Origin of the sequence: Desulfomonile tiedjei DSM 6799 (genome assembly GCF_000266945.1) — a bacterium.
In the GTDB taxonomy this organism is placed as follows: domain Bacteria; phylum Desulfobacterota; class Desulfomonilia; order Desulfomonilales; family Desulfomonilaceae; genus Desulfomonile; species Desulfomonile tiedjei.
In genome coordinates this window covers 3,978,796-3,997,060 of sequence record NC_018025.1, presented here as the reverse complement: position 1 = coordinate 3,997,060, position 18,265 = coordinate 3,978,796, and the positions used below count along the sequence as shown (strand labels likewise).

17 protein-coding genes are annotated in these 18,265 nt (G+C 51.4%); 14 read left to right on the top strand and 3 right to left on the bottom strand.

Features of this window, described 5'->3' with window-relative positions; genetic code table 11:
- Positions 1-772: 772 nt before the first annotated feature.
- The 3 genes from DESTI_RS16915 to DESTI_RS16905 form a co-directional block, all read right to left on the bottom strand.
- Positions 773-1,651, bottom strand: a complete 879-nt coding sequence (locus DESTI_RS16915) for a hypothetical protein (RefSeq protein ID WP_014811190.1) — start codon at positions 1,649-1,651, stop codon at positions 773-775.
- A gap of 218 nt (positions 1,652-1,869) precedes the next feature.
- Complete coding sequence (locus DESTI_RS16910) at positions 1,870-2,625, bottom strand: anti-sigma factor family protein (protein ID WP_014811189.1); 756 nt, start codon at positions 2,623-2,625, stop codon at positions 1,870-1,872.
- Between the two features lie 35 nt (positions 2,626-2,660).
- Positions 2,661-3,392, bottom strand: coding sequence for a helix-turn-helix domain-containing protein (locus tag DESTI_RS16905; RefSeq protein WP_014811188.1), 732 nt, complete (start codon positions 3,390-3,392; stop codon positions 2,661-2,663).
- A 558-nt stretch (positions 3,393-3,950) separates the two neighbouring features.
- Between DESTI_RS16905 and DESTI_RS16890 the strand changes: the two genes are divergently transcribed.
- The 14 genes from DESTI_RS16890 (at position 3,951) to DESTI_RS16825 (ending at position 18,259) form a co-directional block, all read left to right on the top strand.
- Positions 3,951-4,172, top strand: coding sequence for a hypothetical protein (locus tag DESTI_RS16890; RefSeq protein ID WP_014811187.1), 222 nt, complete (start codon positions 3,951-3,953; stop codon positions 4,170-4,172).
- 19 nt (positions 4,173-4,191) lie between these two features.
- Positions 4,192-4,641: a hypothetical protein gene (locus DESTI_RS16885; protein WP_014811186.1), complete on the top strand. Its 450-nt coding sequence runs from the start codon at positions 4,192-4,194 to the stop codon at positions 4,639-4,641.
- Between the two features lie 134 nt (positions 4,642-4,775).
- Positions 4,776-6,407, top strand: a complete 1,632-nt coding sequence (locus DESTI_RS16880; RefSeq protein WP_014811185.1) for a zinc ribbon domain-containing protein — start codon at positions 4,776-4,778, stop codon at positions 6,405-6,407.
- A 698-nt stretch (positions 6,408-7,105) separates the two neighbouring features.
- Entirely contained in the window at positions 7,106-8,800 is a 1,695-nt protein-coding gene (locus tag DESTI_RS30055; protein ID WP_014811184.1) for a sigma-54 interaction domain-containing protein, read from the top strand.
- Between the two features lie 680 nt (positions 8,801-9,480).
- Positions 9,481-10,197 (top strand): tetratricopeptide repeat protein, encoded by a 717-nt coding sequence (locus DESTI_RS16865; RefSeq protein ID WP_014811183.1) that lies wholly within the window; start codon positions 9,481-9,483, stop codon positions 10,195-10,197.
- 408 nt (positions 10,198-10,605) lie between these two features.
- On the top strand, positions 10,606-12,084 hold the full coding sequence (locus DESTI_RS29060; RefSeq protein WP_014811181.1) for an ankyrin repeat domain-containing protein: 1,479 nt from the start codon (positions 10,606-10,608) through the stop codon (positions 12,082-12,084).
- 189 nt (positions 12,085-12,273) lie between these two features.
- Entirely contained in the window at positions 12,274-13,434 is a 1,161-nt protein-coding gene (locus tag DESTI_RS16855) for a hypothetical protein (RefSeq protein ID WP_014811180.1), read from the top strand.
- Positions 13,435-13,511: 77 nt separating this feature from the next.
- The gene (locus DESTI_RS16850) at positions 13,512-13,742 is read left to right on the top strand and encodes a hypothetical protein (protein WP_014811179.1); all 231 of its coding nucleotides are present in this window, start codon (positions 13,512-13,514) and stop codon (positions 13,740-13,742) included.
- Positions 13,743-13,954: 212 nt separating this feature from the next.
- The gene (locus tag DESTI_RS16845) at positions 13,955-14,416 is read left to right on the top strand and encodes a hypothetical protein (RefSeq protein ID WP_157212190.1); all 462 of its coding nucleotides are present in this window, start codon (positions 13,955-13,957) and stop codon (positions 14,414-14,416) included.
- Positions 14,417-14,626: 210 nt separating this feature from the next.
- Positions 14,627-14,770 (top strand): hypothetical protein, encoded by a 144-nt coding sequence (locus DESTI_RS30830; RefSeq protein WP_014811177.1) that lies wholly within the window; start codon positions 14,627-14,629, stop codon positions 14,768-14,770.
- Position 14,771: 1 nt separating this feature from the next.
- A complete protein-coding gene (locus DESTI_RS16840) occupies positions 14,772-15,431 on the top strand; it encodes a hypothetical protein (RefSeq protein WP_014811176.1) in 660 nt (219 codons plus the stop codon).
- 161 nt (positions 15,432-15,592) lie between these two features.
- Positions 15,593-15,925, top strand: coding sequence for a helix-turn-helix domain-containing protein (locus tag DESTI_RS16835; RefSeq protein WP_014811175.1), 333 nt, complete (start codon positions 15,593-15,595; stop codon positions 15,923-15,925).
- Positions 15,916-17,148: a tyrosine-type recombinase/integrase gene (locus tag DESTI_RS16830; RefSeq protein WP_014811174.1), complete on the top strand. Its 1,233-nt coding sequence runs from the start codon at positions 15,916-15,918 to the stop codon at positions 17,146-17,148. Before DESTI_RS16835 ends, DESTI_RS16830 begins: the two co-directional genes overlap by 10 nt.
- Before the next feature lie 418 nt (positions 17,149-17,566).
- Positions 17,567-18,259, top strand: a complete 693-nt coding sequence (locus DESTI_RS16825; protein ID WP_014811173.1) for a helix-turn-helix domain-containing protein — start codon at positions 17,567-17,569, stop codon at positions 18,257-18,259.
- Positions 18,260-18,265: the final 6 nt, after the last annotated feature.

The window sequence follows — 18,265 nt, the reverse complement described above, 5'->3', positions numbered from 1 at the left end:
CAGGAACGTCAACCCGTGGGAGGGATCATGAGAGAGAGACCAAATTTCGAGGAACATAGAGCCGCAGACGGTGGCAGAGCCTATTTCTTGGGGTTCAATCCGTGAGAAAGGCACACAGTCTGTCTTCAAGGGCCATCGGCAGGGTTCCGCATCCAAGCTGTCGTTCTTGCCCTTCGCTCTTCGAACATCGACCACTTTACAGCCAGTTGGAACGTATGCAAATGGGTGATATGGTGCGCGGTTGCGGGACAAACGGCGAAACTATCAGGCCATCGCTCAAGCGTTACTGAGGGTGCCCTTCGTCGAGTTCCTACTGATTAGTAGCTTCATTACCGCAGAAAGTGCAGTGGGTTACACCCATTGTCATAGAATCAAGAACAGAATTCGGAGGGTCTTACCTGCAATATCGATGATTCTACCAGGCGTTCGGGATACATGAATGAGAGGAATGCCGCATGGATACTGCAAAAACGGAAAAGGGGGGCTATATTAAATCCAAAATAAAGTTAGGAGTCCCATAATTCTATCCCGCGTGAGGCGAAATTCCAGTAGCGCTATAACTCTAAGGATATGATGCATGGGTGCTTGGTTTTCTAGCATTATCCGCTCGTGGTCACCCGTGCGAAGCTTACGTTTAGCAGCATGACGGCTTCCTAATTGTAAACTTGAAAAGAGGCAATGCCGCAGGGCGATGAGATTCAAAACAGTGTGTGAAGAATCCTGTCCGTTTCTCACCGCCCGCAAACATTGCCGACGTGCCACGGTGGCACATCTACTGGTTCTCTTGCAATAACCAAGACTTGATGATCTCAATTAGTTCAGTCCGCTTCTTTTCGGACAAGCCTTCGATGGTCAGCTTCTTTCCATCCAACGAGGGACGCAGGACGTAGTTACCCACGTCCAAACGATTCGACTTTCGCCCACGCCCCGAGTCCTTGGGCCGCTCTTTTGCCAGCAGAGCCTTCACTTCTTTCTCCAGCTCCGCCGCCGATTCTTTTGCGATCCGTTGAATGTTTTTGTCAATATATTCTGCGCTGTCCGGCAATCGCGAGGCAATGAGTAGCTTCTTGATTCCTAGATAGGAATACTGCGGCAAGCGGTCCTGAAATCTCTCGTAGGCCTGAAGATAATTGTGGGCCGTCCGCCTGGGGATACCGGTGAATTCAAGCCAAGTGTTGTATAATTTCCTGGGCTTAAGTTCTGCCCGCACTCCGTGCAGGAATCGACCCATTTCGTACATGCTCTTGAGAGCTTGCCCGATGATAGGGTACGCTTCCTCGCAAGCCCGGATGAAATACTCCTTGGTCTCTCGATCAAACTCAATTTCCGCTCCATCATCGGTCGTGATTTTGTCCTTGGCGCGAAGTTCACCCAGCATTTCCTTTAGCCGATCAGGACCGGCCATGGCCATGACGTCGGCTCCGGCCTCCTCGGTGGAGAGAATAGCAGTGTCTTGTTGAGGTTCTTCGAGCTTATCAGGTTCCAGGCTGTCCCGAACCTCGATTTTCGGCTCTTCAAGGATCTGCGGCTCTTCGAGGTTTTCCGGTTTCACCAAATCCTGGGCCTCAGTCTTGGGCTTCGCGATCTTTCGATCTCTCTCTCGCTTCGTTTCAGATCCGGTCTTGGGCTTCACGCCTTCTCTTGCGGTCATGGCTCAAACTCCCTTTGACAAATCGTTGGAGAATCTTACAAGAAGAATTATTTCGCCACAAGGGGAATCTAAGAAATCAATCCTGCCGACTGGAGAAATCAATTTGCGACTTGAAGGCATTGCCACTTCAGGTTGCGACAGACCCCTCCGATACCGAGCACTGTGCATCAAAGAACCAAAGGAGAATATTCCGCCATTGGTCTGCAGGAATCCTGTTCTCAATGTTTCTTTTTTGTTATCCGCAGGAAGACCTTTTCAGAGGAGGATTGCAAGAAAAACTCAATAAGGTGGGTCTTGGTGTCGCATTTCAGATACATGTCGGACTTGAGCTTCTCTACTTCAGGGGGCTTCTTGTCCGGCATTCTTGCAACTTTGGAGAGATCCATAGCGGCTGATCTTACCGCTTCGCCTTTGGCGGGGCCATGGTGAGCGAGCTTGCCCCGAGCACGACTATCTTCTCTCTGGTCTTGGAACCCCTGCGTGACATGGAAATCACTCAGGGAAGCGATAATAGGACGCTTCCCGGCTATTCCTATTCCTACCGGTTGGCTTCCCGGATCTGTCCGATCCCTGTCTCTGGCGAGCAGCAACTTGGAGGCCACCAGACCCACCGTTTCCAGGTAAACCGAACCTTCGGTGGCGGTCAGCGCCAAGAGAGGATAGTATCTGGCGCCAATACAGAGGGTGGTATAAGTGGTCTTCGGATCAAAGGTTTCTTGCCGGGGACGGAAACGAATCAGCCTTCGTGCGGCCTCAAGGATGTCCTCCAAAATGCTGCTGGGACCCTCCTCCGCTAGGGTATCACGCACAAATGCAAGTTCGCTGGAACAGTAAGGACAGCGCCGCAGGTGCTCTTCCACCATCTCACGCTGATCTCGATCAAGGCTGTCTTCGAGATAGCCTTCGATCTCTCCATCGGTCAGATGCAGGTGATGTCTTATGAGCCCGGCAATTTGTGCGAGATCTTCGTCCATTGTGGTTTCCTTCAGAACCTACATCTGTTGCGCTGTCACCGGCGTGTTTCAAACGGCAGCAATTCCGCCGGACAGTTGTGCTCCAGACAGTCCCTGAACTGCCTTGCAGCGTCGCGAAGCCATCGACTCACCGTGGCCTCCGATACACCCAACCTCTGGGCCGCCTGAGCTTGTGAGAAGCCTAGACTGATTGATTCCAAGACCTCCTGATGGGCCAGATTCAGTCTCTCCCAGCACGTTCTCGTACATCGTCTGAGGTAAAATCTTTCTTCCTCAGATAGAACCAAATGATCGCGGGCCTCCGTTTCTTGAGCGTTGCCGGGGGCTTCGCCCTGTCTACGAGCGTTATCACCACGAATGCGAAAGTCGGAGTTCCTGCGAAGATCACGCAGGTAGAAACTCACGTTCCATTGAACGTACCGGTAAAGTGATCTCTTCCTTTCTCCGTCGTAATTAAGCCAGTTCTTCAACGGAGAGTCGCACTCACGAACCGTCCCTGATACCCTTTCGCCATAAATCAGACGCATCATCACATTTTGGCAATCGTCGTCTTCATCCAGTGTTGGGAGCCCGAGCGGCCTACAATGGTTGGCGTTCCATTTTCGTACAAACTGCTTCACAATGGGCGTCATCACCTCGAAAAAAACGGCCTGCGCGTTCCGGTTACCGTCGAGCAGAGCCACCACGAGAACCACCACGCTTTCCGGGGGCGGAACTGCTATCAAGTCCTTCACGGTAACCTTGAAATTCGGTGAATCGGCTCTCATACTCTCCAGCCGGACATGAACTCTGCTTCTGGCGACCCGGATACAGTAGAGGTAACCCGCTTTCTTGTCAACCGCGTAAGCGCATCAAATCTGCAATCCATCGGGGTTCTCTGCTCTCTCGTGGGATTTCCTTTCAAGCCACGCGAGAAAAAGAGTCTTCCTGTGAAAGATTCGGGCTGTGAGCTGCGTAGGGAGTATAGGTGCTTGCTTCAATATCCGTTCATCCTTGGGAGATGGCTCATAAGTGGTCAGGTAATCCCGAAAATCAGTCACAGGTCTCGATCAGATCGCGGACGCGACGCCCCCGGAGAGAGACGCGGCAAAGCGGGAAGGCGCTGTAGAAAAGGGATGACATGTCCCGACCGCTCTTGATAATATCGGAGCCCCGTCTCGGTATCCGACAGTGTCGCGGAACGGGATACCGGCTCTTGAACCGAAGTCAGGGCGATCACTTGTTTCGGCCCACAGAGACGACTTAAGTCTGCGGCTGGGAGAGAGGGATCTTGTCTCATTCTGCGAAAAGGACGTTAAAAAGCACCATCGGATCGGTGATCCATCATGATAGAAGCATTATTCAAAGTGATTTCTAAGATAATATCTGTCAGTCCTGCACTTGGTCTTCTAAGCGCCGTAGGATTCATACTATTGGCCATTGCGTGGGCCGTGGTGATATCAGGAAAAAGCAAAAAGAAAGAACCAAAGAAAGTGGTCGATGAGCCGGAGCGGCATCAAGACGGTCGAAATACAGAAATAAATAATGCTCGTGAAACGGGCAAGTAAGTGGAAAGGAGATGGAACTGTGAAGAGATGTGTCTCAGTATTAGCTGGACTTCTGGTTGCGGTTTGTCTATGGGGTTGCGGAGGGGCACCGTCTGAAATTGAAAAGGCAGTGCTAAGCCATTATGGCAAGCCTGACCAAGACACAAAGATACTTAGCAATGACATAAAGAAGAGCAAAGAAGGGTCACCCTCACAAGACTTTAAGGCTAAATATAACCCTCAGATAGTATATTGTGTGGCTTGCAGGACTGTATCACAATTTGAGAATTCACCTAAGCTTGATTACGTCAACCATTGTATAGTTGTAAAAAACCAGTCAGGAGCTTTGAGCATAGTAGATGTAAGTTCAATAACTGACAGCTACGGCGGTGATAGCTTCTCATTTACGTCAGATAGGAGAAAAGCGAAGGAAGTATTCAATAGTCTGTGGAATCAAACCTGCTCTTTCCCTCAATACAGCAACGAATAGTCGGCACATCAACAAACGTGCCATTCTCTGCATTCACCACTATAAGCAGCCTTCCCGCTACAGCGAAGCGGTCGGGCTGCCTTATGTTTTATGACCTTTGATAATGGTAAAGAGCTGCCGCTCTGGAGGAACGCATGTCGCAATCTAGCCGAAAAGTCAGTGCCAAGGAACTCGCGGAGGATATCAAATCGGGACTGAATGCAGAGTCATTGATGAAGAAATATGGGGTTTCGGCCCAGGGTCTTCAGCGTCTTTTGAACCAGCTTTTGCAGAAAGGACTGATAACCGAGGAAGACCTATCAAATCTCATGTCCCAAAGCAGCATGATCCGCTGCAACGACTGTGGCAGACTGAATGATGCCGGTGGCAAGTTTTGTTCAGAATGCGGGGCGAAACTCACTGCTGCAAGAGATGAACAGCGTCATGCCGGACGTGATAATTGGGAGGATGTGTCTGCTAAGGAAAAGGCAACACAGAAGGATTCGATCAAGTGGGCGGTGTCCAGGAAACAACAAATCCTGGGAATAGTGTTTGTGACTTTCCCCGTGGTTATCTTTCTTGTAGCCAAATTGGGCTTGAACACCTTGGGCGACAAGCCCCCATACGACACTTCGGGTGTGGTACTCTACATCTCTCTAACCGCGTTGACCATCGGCTGTGGTCTGTTCTCTGTTTGGCTGTTATGGGGTGTCTTCAAGCCCATCGCAACTCGTCTGGCGGCAGTCAAAGAGACTTCCAGCCCCGAGCGATTACCCGACTCATTTCTAGATCTGAACACTGCAAATCGGAAGCTTGCGTTGAACTTGATGTGGTCAACAGGACTCGGGCTGGCTTCGAGAGAAGCAGCTGCGGCCGGGAGTACCCTGATGGCCCGCTATGGCGTGCCCTGGGGCGGATGGCTGGGCAAGATCCTAGTGTTCATTATCGGTGGGTGGTCATGGTTTGGCGGCATCGGCATGTGTGTCGCAATCGCGGGAGCAGTGGTGAAACCAGCTCCTAATGATCAAGTGACCGACATTCCTTGGATGTTTCTTGCTGCCGCAGGCATCCTCATGTTCGGAGCGTTCGTGATAGCCTGTTATCATTTCGTAAGTTTTTTCGTTGATCGGCTGTTGGGGTTTGTCTTGAAGGCCGAGAAAACGGCCCATCATTCAGCGGCACATCACCAGAACCTTAAGCAGCTGGCGATTTCTTTTATTGGGAGCGCTTACGGCAAGTGGTTTGAAGAAATGAAAAGAATTGCTCAAACCATGGCTCTTTCCGAGGCAGGCATGAAACCGGAATCCAGTTTTCTTTTGTTTTCACACCCCACGGCTCTGGAGCCAAATGGGATACCAATCAAGCGAAATGCTGGGACTTACATCTTCTCTAACGGCCATGTGACAGCCGTGAGCAACGTCATTTTCGATATGGAGGCTACATCGTATACGCTCGTGGAAGAAGATGTTCCGACGTATTCCGTATCGAAACCCGATACATGGAATACCGATGAGTTCCATTATCAAGATGTCGTTGAAGTCACATATATGGCCTCCCAGGAAACAGGAAGGGGATCAGTCAACGCTTATCTCCGTCAACTGAACGCAAAAATAAGGGCGAAACTTTTGTCTGAAGCAACAAGAGACGGTAAACCGGTCGAAGGATTTCTGGTGCTCAGCTTGGTCAACGGTGGGAACAAACAGTATCCGGCAACGAAGAGCGCCGCCCAAGGCTTCTTATCTGTAGCACGAAGTAAGGTGAGAGAGGCGAAGGGTCGGAGAGGTTGATGTACAATCCTTGAATAGGCCAGTAGGTATGAGCGATCGTACTCTGAACGAGCACTCCGGCCATGGAGGGGGCCAGATCATATCAGAAACACTTTTGGGACTCCCCTGAAAGCTCGTTGCGAAATCACTCCGGGTCCGGGCAGGAGTCCTGAAAAGCAATTCCTACTTGATATAGCCCGTCTGCCAATGATTCGATCAGTCTCTCAAGCCAATAACTTCTCTCCATCTCTCAGGGATCTCGCTTACTCCCTAATATGCCCCGGCAAATTATCCGGAAATCGCGCCGGTGCTGTCTGCGTCATCGCCGAGGTTTACGCATTGAGTGGGAGCTGCCGTTTATGGCCAGTCTCGACACGGATCAATGAACCGTCTAAGAAATACCCGTTGACATGGATCGGAGCGAGATATGGACCAGCCCCTTTCCATGCACAGCCACTTACCCGGCAGTCTATATCATTAATATTTAGGGCGGTCTGGTTTGACCAGATTTTGCCCTCGGTGTACACTATGTCGTTGTAAGGTGGCCTATCCTGTCCTGATGTGGGGAAGTCCGGACGTTACCATGTGATTGCGACTAGTCTCAACACACTTCCAACTCCCAGGGTGAAGAAAAAACCTCCCCGCATTCGGATTGTTAGGACTGCCGTGGAGAACCTCCGAGTCCTGACATAAATTGTTTACGTACAGAGGTAATCGTCATGAATGAAAAGATAAAATCAAAAACCTCAATCCCCACTGACTCAAATGAACTTGAAAACGATGCCGACTTAACCTTTCGCCAACAGCGCAAGAAATGGAAACGAGAGATGAAGAAATTTGTGGATGAATTAAGAGAGCAGGCTCATTCCGATCTTCGTGCGGCACGAGACGCGGGGAAACTTACCGCTGACGTGTTTGAGGACGCTCTTCCCAGATTATTTCTCAGTTGGGATACGCTCGACCAGTTCGATGACGAAGGATCGTACATAATGATACGGTCGAGCCCCGAGGAATGCCTTCTAGACATGTTCCGATCGGGTACCTGTAAGGATTGGGTTTTCGTCAAGAACAGAGAGCACGAGTACATATACGCAAATGGAATCATGGTAGAGGACTTGGGGCTCCTTCCCTCCGGGATCGTAGGGCATACCGACAACGATTTTTATGACGAAATTTCCGTCCGGCGACTCGAATCCCTTGACGAGGAGGTCATCAACGGGAATTCGGTCAGTCAGGTGCATACGCGAGAAGTGCGCGGGCAACCGATGACTTTCTTGGATGTGCTGCTACCATGGCGAGACAACGAAGGTGCTCTCCAGTTTATTCTTGGAATTTCGCGAGAAGTAACAACCTATTACAATGAGCTAGTGGGAGTAGGTGAGTTTCGGAAAAGAGAGTATTCTTCTAATGCAATGAAGACTGTCATAAGTGATTGCCATAAGGCATCGAGATCTGACAGCATTGTTCTTCTGCAGGGAGAAACGGGCGTCGGAAAGGATCATTTGGCACGTTTCATTCACGATCATTCAGACCGCTCCAAAGGTCCTTATTTGAATCTGAACTGTGCCGCACTTCCTAAGGATCTGGTTGAGTCGGAGCTTTTTGGTTACGAAAGAGGCGCTTTTACCGGTGCCATTGCTGCCAAACCGGGTAGAATTGAACAGGCTGACGGTGGCACTCTATTGCTCAACGAAATTGGCGAGTTACCTCCAGAAGCCCAGGCGAAGCTCCTGTCATTCCTGGATGACAAATTGGTTGTCAGGCTCGGGGCCAAGCGCCCCAGGAGCGTAAACGTGCGATTGATGGTGGCCACCAACAGGGATCTTCTGGAAGAGGTCAACGAGGGTAGATTCAGAGCAGATTTGTACTATCGAATCAAGCAAATTGTGATCAGGATTCCACCCTTACGAGATCACCTGGGTGACTTTCCTTTGTTGATAAAGCGAATCGAACAGGATTTGCGTAAGGCGAATCCGGGGATTCGTCTCCCGTATATCGACCAATCGGTGCTCGAACGATTTCGGAAATATAGCTGGCCGGGAAACATCCGCGAGCTTAAGAACCTTATGAGGGCCATGGCGGACCTTGGAGAAGCGGAACTCGACAGAAGCCTAGGTTCCGAAAACGTTAAGTCTGTCCGGGAAGGTACGGGTCCGGCTCCGGAATGCGACAAGGACGCCGGTCCAACTGAAACCGAAAAATGGACTTGGACAACGGAATTCTCCCCAGGCCGCAATTACACCGAGATACTAGAGGACCTTGAGCGCGCTCTTTTCGAGGAAGCCCTGAAGCGAACCGGGGGAAATAAGGCTCAGGCCGCTAAACTACTCGGCACGGCGCGTGAGACGGTTTCGAGGAAACTCGATAGGATGGGAATTGACCGTGACGATCGATCACGAGATATCAAAGCGTGACAAACTATAGCGTCGGTCTATATCGCTGACAAAACAATATAATCTTCTGACAGCATTCGCTGGTGCGTGACTGATCATCACGCTCTTATTACTCGCCGCTACTGACCCCCTTCTGACCATGAGCTAACCTTATTCCATATCTTATTGTTATTAAGTCATAATTTAAGCTTTATTCACCCTCCTTCATGTGTGGCACGGCCATTGCTTATTCATAAAGTCAACGAACGAAATACAAAAACGAAAAGAGTGAAAAGGAGACTTCTGTTACCGCCCAGCGAGGCGTTCATGCATATACACGAAGAGGCAGAGGCGTTCCTGGAAATCAATTGATGCTCAAATTCCTGCTCCCCCCAGGAATTGATTTCCGGGAGCATACAGACCACCTCCATACCTCCCTCTTGGAGTGGCTCAGTCTGAATTTCTGCCAAAATTGGCGAACAAAGGGCTGAGCCCTCCAATCATTTTCTTAGATCAGGCTCCGGAAGCCCGCTTGAGCGATTCAGCAAGGGGTGCGGTTCGAACTCTTTGCACGAGGTCACTCCCCTGGGATATTCGAAGCGGACGCGAACCTGTTTAGCCGGTCATTAACAGGAAAGTCCACCCCGTTCCGTTTGACAACATCTCGGTGGCGGGCTCTCCGGAAGTGGCTGCACATTAACGACACTGAAAGGAGAGCCGAAATGGCAAAGACATTTTTCGCCAAGAGGATCCCGAAAGGAACAGAAATTACAGCAAAAACTTTGGCCTGCGTCCTTAAGCGCTTAAGGAAGACAGAAAAGCGGCATGGTCAGATGAGCCGGAAGACTCTTGTGGCCTCTTTGTTGCTGGCGGCCATGTATTGTGTAGTGGAGCGCTATGAGGAGGCCGAGCCGCTACTGAAGAGGTGCATAGCCACAGCCAAAAATAGGCTGCCACAGAATGCGGACGCGCTTTCTTGGGCAAACGCTTTGCTCGCAGAGGCTTATGGTGCCATGAATCCCATTCCGGAAGCAATGATGGTCAGCAGCGAAGCAAAACCTCTCTCAAGAGCAATCGACCCGTCTGCTCCTGACCCGGTGTTTGAAGCGCTGTGGCATCTGGCCATGTCCTTTGAGGCCAAAGGTGACACTGAGAACCGTCAACGAGGAGTCGCTGTCGCTCTCATGGCCCTTTGCTGGAGCATAACCCGTGGACTGTATAGAACCCAATGGGGTGCACAGGCGCTGGATTACCTCCGTTTGCACTTTTCATCCTATGGAATTGTCCTCGACGAGTGGAACTGGCTTGTAAAGCACGCCCATTTGACCAAGTACGATTTCATCGGCCTGCTGAGCATTGTTCTTTACAACGCGGACCTCTCACCCGTGTCGGCGAAATCATGGATGAAGCGAGAGCCTAGGGTTATTGAAGTGCGCTGATCTGAATCAGGTGCCGCAAGTGTCCGGCTTGCGGCGATGAGTTTGCGGGTTAGTTCATTGAACGTGGCCTGAGAAAAGGCCAAAGAAGAAGCCCACACGTTCCGAGTCGCCAAACACAGGCGTGTGGGCCTCGTCCGAGCACAAGACCCGATTCACCAAGCTCACGGGGAACCCGATGAAGCCTCGGCACGGATAAGTTCATTTTATCAGTTCTTGACACAAAAACCACGACAAAGAACTGCCGGACTGCTCCCTGCATAGGACTCCTTCGGCTAACCCGTAAGCGATCACTTCAAGGATTTCCGCGGCACTTTTCAGTGCCCGATTGGTCGGTGCACACCACCATGGGTGCGAACCGGAGTGGTATGCCCGCCGACGGATTCAGTTCGATTTCAAAAAGGAGAAATCATGCAAGAAGATCAAAACAATAGGCGAATAATCAACTGGGATATCCAACTATTTAATGCAGTGAAGATAAAAGCTCCCGCTCAAGCCGAGAAGCTATTGTCTCGAAGGAGGGTCTCCCCGGATTGCAGAAATGAGAAAGGGGGAACCCCCTTAATGCACGCATCTGAAGCAGGAGATGCCGCCATGGTTGGACTGCTCCTTCGCCATGGTGCAGACCCCAATGCGGTGGATTTCGAGGGCGAAACCCCTCTCGTGAAGGCGGCATACGGCGGGCACCTCGATGTGGTGGAATTGCTGATGTCACACGGAGCCGATGGGAATCTCCGCAACAACGACGACATGACGCCGCTGGCAATCGCGCAGGAGATGGGACACGACGATGTAGTCGCTTTCCTGTCGGAGCAATCGGCCGATTCAACGAGCCCTATCAAAGAAGAGATACCGACGGACCCGGATGATGACGGGCCAATAACAGATGGCCCGGCCGGGGCTTTGCTGCCGGTCGCTGCTGCCATGGCACCATCGCCGCAACCTAGCTCTTACGTCCCAGAATTGGACATCGAGTCAATTCCCGAGATGGCGGAATCTCCGTACTTCAAGGCACAGCAGGAGCCTGAAATCGCAGTGGAGGCTCTGAAAGAGGAGGCGGCGTCGCAGTCACAGAGCGATGGGGCTGAGCCCGTACCGGAATCGTCCGGTGCAGGTGAGCAGACCGAGAGCGTTTGGAGCGCCATTAACAGCCGACATGCCCCTGTGTTGGAGAAGACAATAGAGACCAGGCCAGCTATCCCGGACAGCATTCTCGCTGCAAATGACGAGAAGATCGTGTTCGACGCCTGGGATCACAAGATGGTGCGAGGGATCAATGAAAAGAGCGTAAAGGTCCTGGACAAGGCTGTTCTTGAAACGGGCGACCATACCATTAACACCGTTTTCAAGAGTTCCTACATGCCCGTACTGAAACCAAGGTCACAGGAATACAAGAGGTTTCGTAAGCTTTGGAAGCATCCCGAACTGCTGATCGATCCCCGTCGATGGAGAGAATGGACGGGAGCCGCGGCTGTGAGGCGGTACTGTCTCGCGGAGGGAATAGACATTTCGCCCTTCAGCAGCACCCATTTCATCGAGATGTACTCCATGAAGGATCTGAAGCTAATCCTTGCGTTGGCGGAAGACGCGAGCAGGCACAACTACACGGTTCGGCAACTTAAGGGAGCTATTGAACAGCTCAGAGAGCATAAGGACGATCACGATCCCGGTAAGGAAATCATCAGGACTCTCGATCAGCCCGTTCCAATCCTTGAAGATCCTGATCTCATGGCACTTTGCACCGACAAGGACAGATTAGTCGATGAATTGAGCAAGACGGAGCGCAAGAGGATACGGGCATTGATCAAGGCGCGGAAACCCGGCTTAGACGAGTGGAAAAACCTGATGGATACCCTTGAGGGAATTCTTTCCGGTTTGGGTGAAGGATAATCTGGGTTGTAGCACGATAGCGTAGCCCGTGTAATTCCCCGGACGACCGGGAGATTTTTTGACACGGAAACACGCGAGTGCTTCGGGGATGGTTTCCTATTACCGCGGCGATCATCCCCACAGCGCTCATCTGATCCATTCATTCTGGTATTACCAGACGCAAATCGTTCGTAAGAAAGGGAGCATAACATGGCTAGATTGTTTGAGAATAATGTCACGAAAGCAGGCAGGCAAACCACGACTGATCTCACCGATCATGTCGCACAAGTTTGGAACGAAACCTTGAAAACCCACGGTCCAGACTGCATCGAAGCTGCTCAAGAAGGTCTGATTTTGGCCTCATTCTATTGCGTGGTCGGTGAACACAAGAGAGCCGATCCTCTTATCCGAAACTACATATATGTGGCTGAAGAAAGATATGGATTGCATTCGGATGAGGTGCTATGCGGTCTCATTCTTCTCTCCAACAATTGCATGGGGTGGGGACGACCGGAAGAGTCTCGCTTTGCACTCGAACGGGTGAAATCCGTGCGGGAACGCTGTTCCTTTAGTCGTGATTCCATATTGGAAGGTTTACAGGACCTTGCTGGGATATATCACGGTGCCGAAGAGCCGGCAAACAAGCAACGCGGATTCATACTCTCCCTCCTCGCGCTCAGTTGGTGCGTGCGGTATCCGAATGATCCCGACTACCTCGGGATTACTGGGGTAAAGGTAGCCGGACTTCACAACATTTACACCCGGCATGTTCCTCAACTGGAGGCCATCTTTCAATCCTATGGATTTGTTAACGATTATTGGCAATGGCTCATCCGACATTGCAATAACAATCTGAATGATCTTGTCGGATTGGTAAGTATTCTCCTGGACAAACAACTTCTTCCCGCAGAAGGCCGCCCATCGCTCACGACTGCAATGCGGGAAGAGGCCCTCGCTGCCTTGGTTCAGGAATTTCCTATTCACAAAGACACCGGATTCAAAAGACGAATATTGAAATCCGGCGGAAATCCTTTGGAACTCAAATTCGTGTGCCCTTTGTGCGGTTCTCAAGACCTGCGGACTAAGTTCCCGGAGCCTCTATATCAGATATCCACACTGGATGCAGTCAAGAAAGATCCCGGCGCGAATGGTGATCCCTGGTACATCGATGAGCGAGAGCCGTCCGAATATGAAGGTGTAGGTCATACGGACGAATGGGAATTCTGGTGCGACAAATGCGGCTTGGCGCCCTACCTGGAACAGAACCATGAAGAAGAGTCGCAGGAAGAGTCTCTTGCCAGATGGCTCCTCGATAACTGCCCTCAAGATGAAGACTTGCCGAGCACGGAGAATAAACCGTCTGCGGAATAGCTCCGTACACACATACTCCTGCCCTTGCGAATAGCGACAAGGGCAGGTTACTCCCTGAAAGCGAAAGGATACACGAAATGGCAAAAACATTTTTCAGCAAAAGAAGTGTAGCTGGAATGGCAGTGATGATGGACACCATAGATCACGCCCGAAAAGACTTGCAACGTGCGGAGAAGCAATACGGCCAGGCCGCGAAAGAAACGGTGGAGCCCGTTCAGGTCTCAGGTATCGGTGCGGCGGGAGCCTTGAACTGGTGGAGGAGGACGGCAGTCCCGTCGAGGACGAACAGGAGCTGGTCGAGTCGTTGAGGGCTCACCAGCCTCATGTCAGTGGGCAAACCGGACAACCTGCCGAGCAGGGGCTCATCGCACGTTTTTTCAGGGCGGCCCCTCTTATAACTCCAACGATGTTGGGCCAGCCGTGGTCCGAATGGGCATTCGTGAAGGCATGCTTCGGCTCCGACCGAGCCCACCGCCAAATAGAGGATCATTACCTTATCGCATTGGAGGAGGAAACGACGATGACTGAAAAAAGAGAAATAGGCTTTGAGAATACCACGACAGATGCAGCGGCCACGGGCGGCTGGTCTCAACTTACGTTCACCTGTCCTAAATGTGGCTCCAACAGCCTCATCAAATGCTTAGGCGGCAGAGTGGTGTACGGTCAGGTGGACGAAATCCACTACAAGACAGAAGAATGGGAAGAGGACAACGAAGAAGATACCGAGGAGGGACTCGATGAGCAAGATGTCACTGCATATGACGATGTGGAAGATGCTTACGTAGTGGTCCAGTCGCGCCCGGACGGGAGCGAGATCTGGGATTTCGGCGTGGATAATGCGTCGGATCACCATTCCTGGTTTCGGTGTGCCGAGTGTGACTACGAACCTCCGGTGGAAGACGATATTCACCTCGCTAAGTGGTTGATTCGGAACCGCAGGGAACCCTCGGAAAATGGCAATACGTTCGAGAACCGTTCATAGAGGGCTGCCCCTCTGAGATCGGAGGGGGCATAGCATCGGGTCTTGGTGCGATGCCTCTGTCCGACTCACAAGAATCAGATCGACCGTCAGGAGGCAGGGCTAATTGCCGAAGACCTGGCCTCCTGCGAGTCCACAGAAACAGGGTTCAGCGCAGTGAAGACACATTGGCACTAAATCCATCGAACGGCAGACAGGAGAAGCAGACGGTGAATGATGACCACAGTGGAACAGCAAGAGGAAGACACTATTGATCCAGGTCTGACTGCGTTTTGGCGTATCTCCGCTGCGGCAAAGGTGATGGGCGTCAGCATCGAAACTACCCGTACAACAAGTAACAAGAAAGGAAGCGAATAAGATGAACGACATGAAGACTGAAACCAAGCAGCATGAAAGCTGCGAAATCGAAGTACTGACCTTCACGTGCCCTCACTGCGGCGGGCACCGTATCGAAGAGTTTGTGATGATGGAACGTAACATCGGATGGATTGCGGTTCCGGGTGATCCAAATTACGACTGGTCTGAGGACGATAACCGCAACGTATCCATAGGCCGTATAGGTATCTCCTCAGAAACCGGTAGGAATCACTACCGCTGCAGCAGATGCGGAGTCCCGCTCCTTGATAAAGAAGGGAACGCTTTTTGGGGCTTCCCGTTGCTCCTCGAATGGCTTCGGCAGAAACGGGATGAGGAGGCAATGGAACAGCCTCGAAGTAAGATGTTCCGGTTCACATGTCCTAATTGCGGGGAACATGATCTGCGAGAAATCGTTACTGGCATGGTTGAAGACTGCGGAGTCAAAGGCGTCTTTGACGACGGGGAGATCGCATGGGGAAGATACCGTACTGTTGACGACGATGAGGAAGTCCAGTTTCAATGCGATCACTGCGGGTATGAGCTTGATGATGACGATGATCTCATTTCGGATGGGAAGGCTCTGGCTAAATGGCTCCTCGGACATTGCCGCGACCACGCGGATGATGCTGGTGAAAAGGACCACCACGAGAGGGAAGGCTAATCTGTGATTCCCCGGAGTAAATGATCGCTCCCTTGGGCGGGGAGGCCTTTGCGAGACGGCCTCTCTGCCCCACGAAGACCGCACAGATTCCTCGATAAAACGCCCTATGAACACGGCATAGCATGACGACGACAATGGAACCGCACCCCAAGGAAAAGGCAATGATCAAGAATTACCCCGAAAACCACAGTGACTCAGCCGCAATTGAGCGGCTCCTCACCGCGGTGACGGTTGCCTCTATCCTGGGTATTTCCCCGAAGACCGTCCACAAACTCGTCCGCGAAAAGAAGCTCGCCTGCGTTCAGGTCACCTCCCGCGACCGCCGATTCACCCACGAACAGATCCAAGAATATATACGCTCCCAAAGCACCCCAGTACGCGTTGACAAGAAAGACCCCAGGCCGGTACAATCACGTCCCAAGAAAGGGGGTGACAGGAAATCGGTTGGGCTTTCACGGACGGATCTTCGTGAGGAGATACGTTCATGGCGATAACGAGACGTGGAAAGAATTACTACCTCCGAATTCGGCCTTTTGGCGAGGAAGTCATAGGCGTGAAAACCGCCGCAAAGTCAAAAACGGAGGCAAGACAAATCGAAGCCGCGGTTGTCACGGCCTGTAGATCTGGAGATTATCGTTCACTGGACCCAGTTTCCAGAGAGGTTTGTGTACGGATGTTCAGGAATCAGGGATGGGAGCTTCCACCTGACCTCATGGGCCGGGAACCGGTCCGGGAACTCTCCTTGTGGGAGTCGGCTGAGATTTTCTTCAAGTACCCGGAGATAAAGGATAGCGCCACAAGGTGGCGTTACGAGTGCTGTATGGTGAACCTGGTTGAGAAACTAGGGCGGGACTGTCCGATCAAGTCCATCTGGGTGCCCGATCTGAAGAGATATCAGATCGACCGCATGAACGACGGGGCAGCTCCAGCCACTATCAACAGGGAAATCAGTACGCTGTCGAAATTGTTTTCGGTCTTGGTCGATCTACAGTTGATGGAAAGCAATCCGGTCCCCCTGGTGAAACGCTTGAGTGAGGTTTCCGGCCAGAGGCAAGTCTACATAGGATGGATCGATTTTCACCGAATTGCCGACCAGTCCCCAGTGTGGTTCAGGAAGCTTGCCCAGACCGCATATTACACGGGGATGCGACGCGGGGAGATCCTGTTTCTCAGGAGAAAGCAGATCATGCTATCCGAACGGATGATCATTCTGGGACCAGAGGACACAAAGGAAGGTCGTTGGAAGAGAGTTCCCATCCATGTTGACCTTGTTCCAATTCTTGAGGACGTGCTGAAGGTCACGAGCATGGGGACTGACGCTGTTTTCCTCCTGCAGGATAAGAGGGGGGTGCGGCAGATCGAGGTGGAGACTATGAAGAACCCTTGGCCAAGGGCATGTGAGAAACTTGGGCTGGAAAAGCCCTGGCCTCGATTTCACGATTTACGGCACACATGGAAGACCAATGCGCGACGCTCCGGCATGGACCCGGAAATTCGGGAAAGTATCTTGGGTCATTGGTTCAGGGAGAAGTCCGTGTCCGAACGCTACGGCCGCATCAGCAACGAAGAACTCGTTCGAGCCATAGATGGGGTGACTTTTGATCACGGCCCGTCGGAGATCTTCGTGTCGGAAGGGTCCCCTCGAACGCGTGTACAAGGCGTGTACAAGACCCCTGAAAAAGAAAAAAGGCCATGCGGTCACATGGCCATACCCTAAATACTATCAACTGGTTAAATGGTAGGCGGGAGAGGATTTGAACCTCCGACCCCTGCCGTGTGAAGGCAATCTAACAGTATATACTATCAACGCTTTAACCGATTTCCCTTAACAATTTCAATCTGTTTAAGTCCACTTCAGTCTTGACCTGTCCTAATAAATCCTGATTGTTTTCGGAAAAATAGTAACTGGGTAGTAACTCATATTGGTAATCTGGTTTATTCTCTTGCCACATGTCTAAGCGGCAATGTGGAGATCTGACAATCCACAAGGTTGTGGTTAAGTCGTCTGTTTTTCCCTTTCCTCACCCCCACCTTCATGCTAAGTAAACCTTATGAATTGTGGCTGAAAACAGCCTCCGGCACTCGTTTTCAATGGTACAAGACACACGACACACGGAATTGATAGGACGGGTTACATGATAGCAGATCAGACGGCAAGGGCGTATTCTCTCATACCTACTGACACACCATCACGCACACCATCCCCTCTTCACGACCAGTTTTACGGGATAGAGATCACGGAGAAAGACAGGCTCTCATTTTCTCTGCTACTTGAAAAAGTATGCGATGGGCTTGGCCATTGGTATCTGTCTATTGATCCGGAATTCCAGAAAGATGTGCTTGCGGGTAGTAAGATTTTTTGGGAGCGCAAACAGGCGGATGCCGATGTGAAGGTGGAACACGCGCAACGTACGACGGCGGATCATCCCTGTCATATTTCCACACTGCCCACCATACCCGACACATCTGAAGCGCTCAACAGGTCTGAACAGTCCGACCAGACAGCCGCAACTATCAGGATTCGGTGTACGAATCAAAACTGGACGGATTCCAGGACGGACCCCACACCAACGACACAAAAGCGACCGGGACGCACCAGACGGAAAAATGACTCCGGCCCCCTAAAACTTCGCTATTACCGGGAACAGGCAGGAATTTCACAAAAGGCGCTTGGCGAGTTAATTGGATGCAAACAAAACCGGATTTTCTTGCTCGAAAACGGCCTACTGAAGACACGACCAGACATTTCACCAGAAGATCAAAAAATACTTGAAGACACTCTCGGCGCTCCCTTTGACGAATTAATACAGCCGATACGTACAGCGTAAAAGAAG

Excerpts from the sequence above, each read along its gene's own strand:
- DESTI_RS16915 (WP_014811190.1), bottom strand. The coding sequence starts at position 1,651 with ATGACCGCAAGAGAAGGCGTGAAGCCCAAGACCGGATCTGAAACGAAG.
- DESTI_RS16910 (WP_014811189.1), bottom strand. The coding sequence starts at position 2,625 with ATGGACGAAGATCTCGCACAAATTGCCGGGCTCATAAGACATCACCTG.
- DESTI_RS16905 (WP_014811188.1), bottom strand. The coding sequence starts at position 3,392 with ATGAGAGCCGATTCACCGAATTTCAAGGTTACCGTGAAGGACTTGATA.
- DESTI_RS16890 (WP_014811187.1), top strand. The coding sequence starts at position 3,951 with ATGATAGAAGCATTATTCAAAGTGATTTCTAAGATAATATCTGTCAGT.
- DESTI_RS16880 (WP_014811185.1), top strand. The coding sequence starts at position 4,776 with ATGTCGCAATCTAGCCGAAAAGTCAGTGCCAAGGAACTCGCGGAGGAT.
- DESTI_RS30055 (WP_014811184.1), top strand. The coding sequence starts at position 7,106 with ATGAATGAAAAGATAAAATCAAAAACCTCAATCCCCACTGACTCAAAT.
- DESTI_RS16865 (WP_014811183.1), top strand. The coding sequence starts at position 9,481 with ATGGCAAAGACATTTTTCGCCAAGAGGATCCCGAAAGGAACAGAAATT.
- DESTI_RS29060 (WP_014811181.1), top strand. The coding sequence starts at position 10,606 with ATGCAAGAAGATCAAAACAATAGGCGAATAATCAACTGGGATATCCAA.
- DESTI_RS16855 (WP_014811180.1), top strand. The coding sequence starts at position 12,274 with ATGGCTAGATTGTTTGAGAATAATGTCACGAAAGCAGGCAGGCAAACC.
- DESTI_RS16850 (WP_014811179.1), top strand. The coding sequence starts at position 13,512 with ATGGCAAAAACATTTTTCAGCAAAAGAAGTGTAGCTGGAATGGCAGTG.
- DESTI_RS16845 (WP_157212190.1), top strand. The coding sequence starts at position 13,955 with ATGACTGAAAAAAGAGAAATAGGCTTTGAGAATACCACGACAGATGCA.
- DESTI_RS30830 (WP_014811177.1), top strand. The coding sequence starts at position 14,627 with ATGATGACCACAGTGGAACAGCAAGAGGAAGACACTATTGATCCAGGT.
- DESTI_RS16840 (WP_014811176.1), top strand. The coding sequence starts at position 14,772 with ATGAACGACATGAAGACTGAAACCAAGCAGCATGAAAGCTGCGAAATC.
- DESTI_RS16835 (WP_014811175.1), top strand. The coding sequence starts at position 15,593 with ATGATCAAGAATTACCCCGAAAACCACAGTGACTCAGCCGCAATTGAG.
- DESTI_RS16830 (WP_014811174.1), top strand. The coding sequence starts at position 15,916 with ATGGCGATAACGAGACGTGGAAAGAATTACTACCTCCGAATTCGGCCT.
- DESTI_RS16825 (WP_014811173.1), top strand. The coding sequence starts at position 17,567 with ATGATAGCAGATCAGACGGCAAGGGCGTATTCTCTCATACCTACTGAC.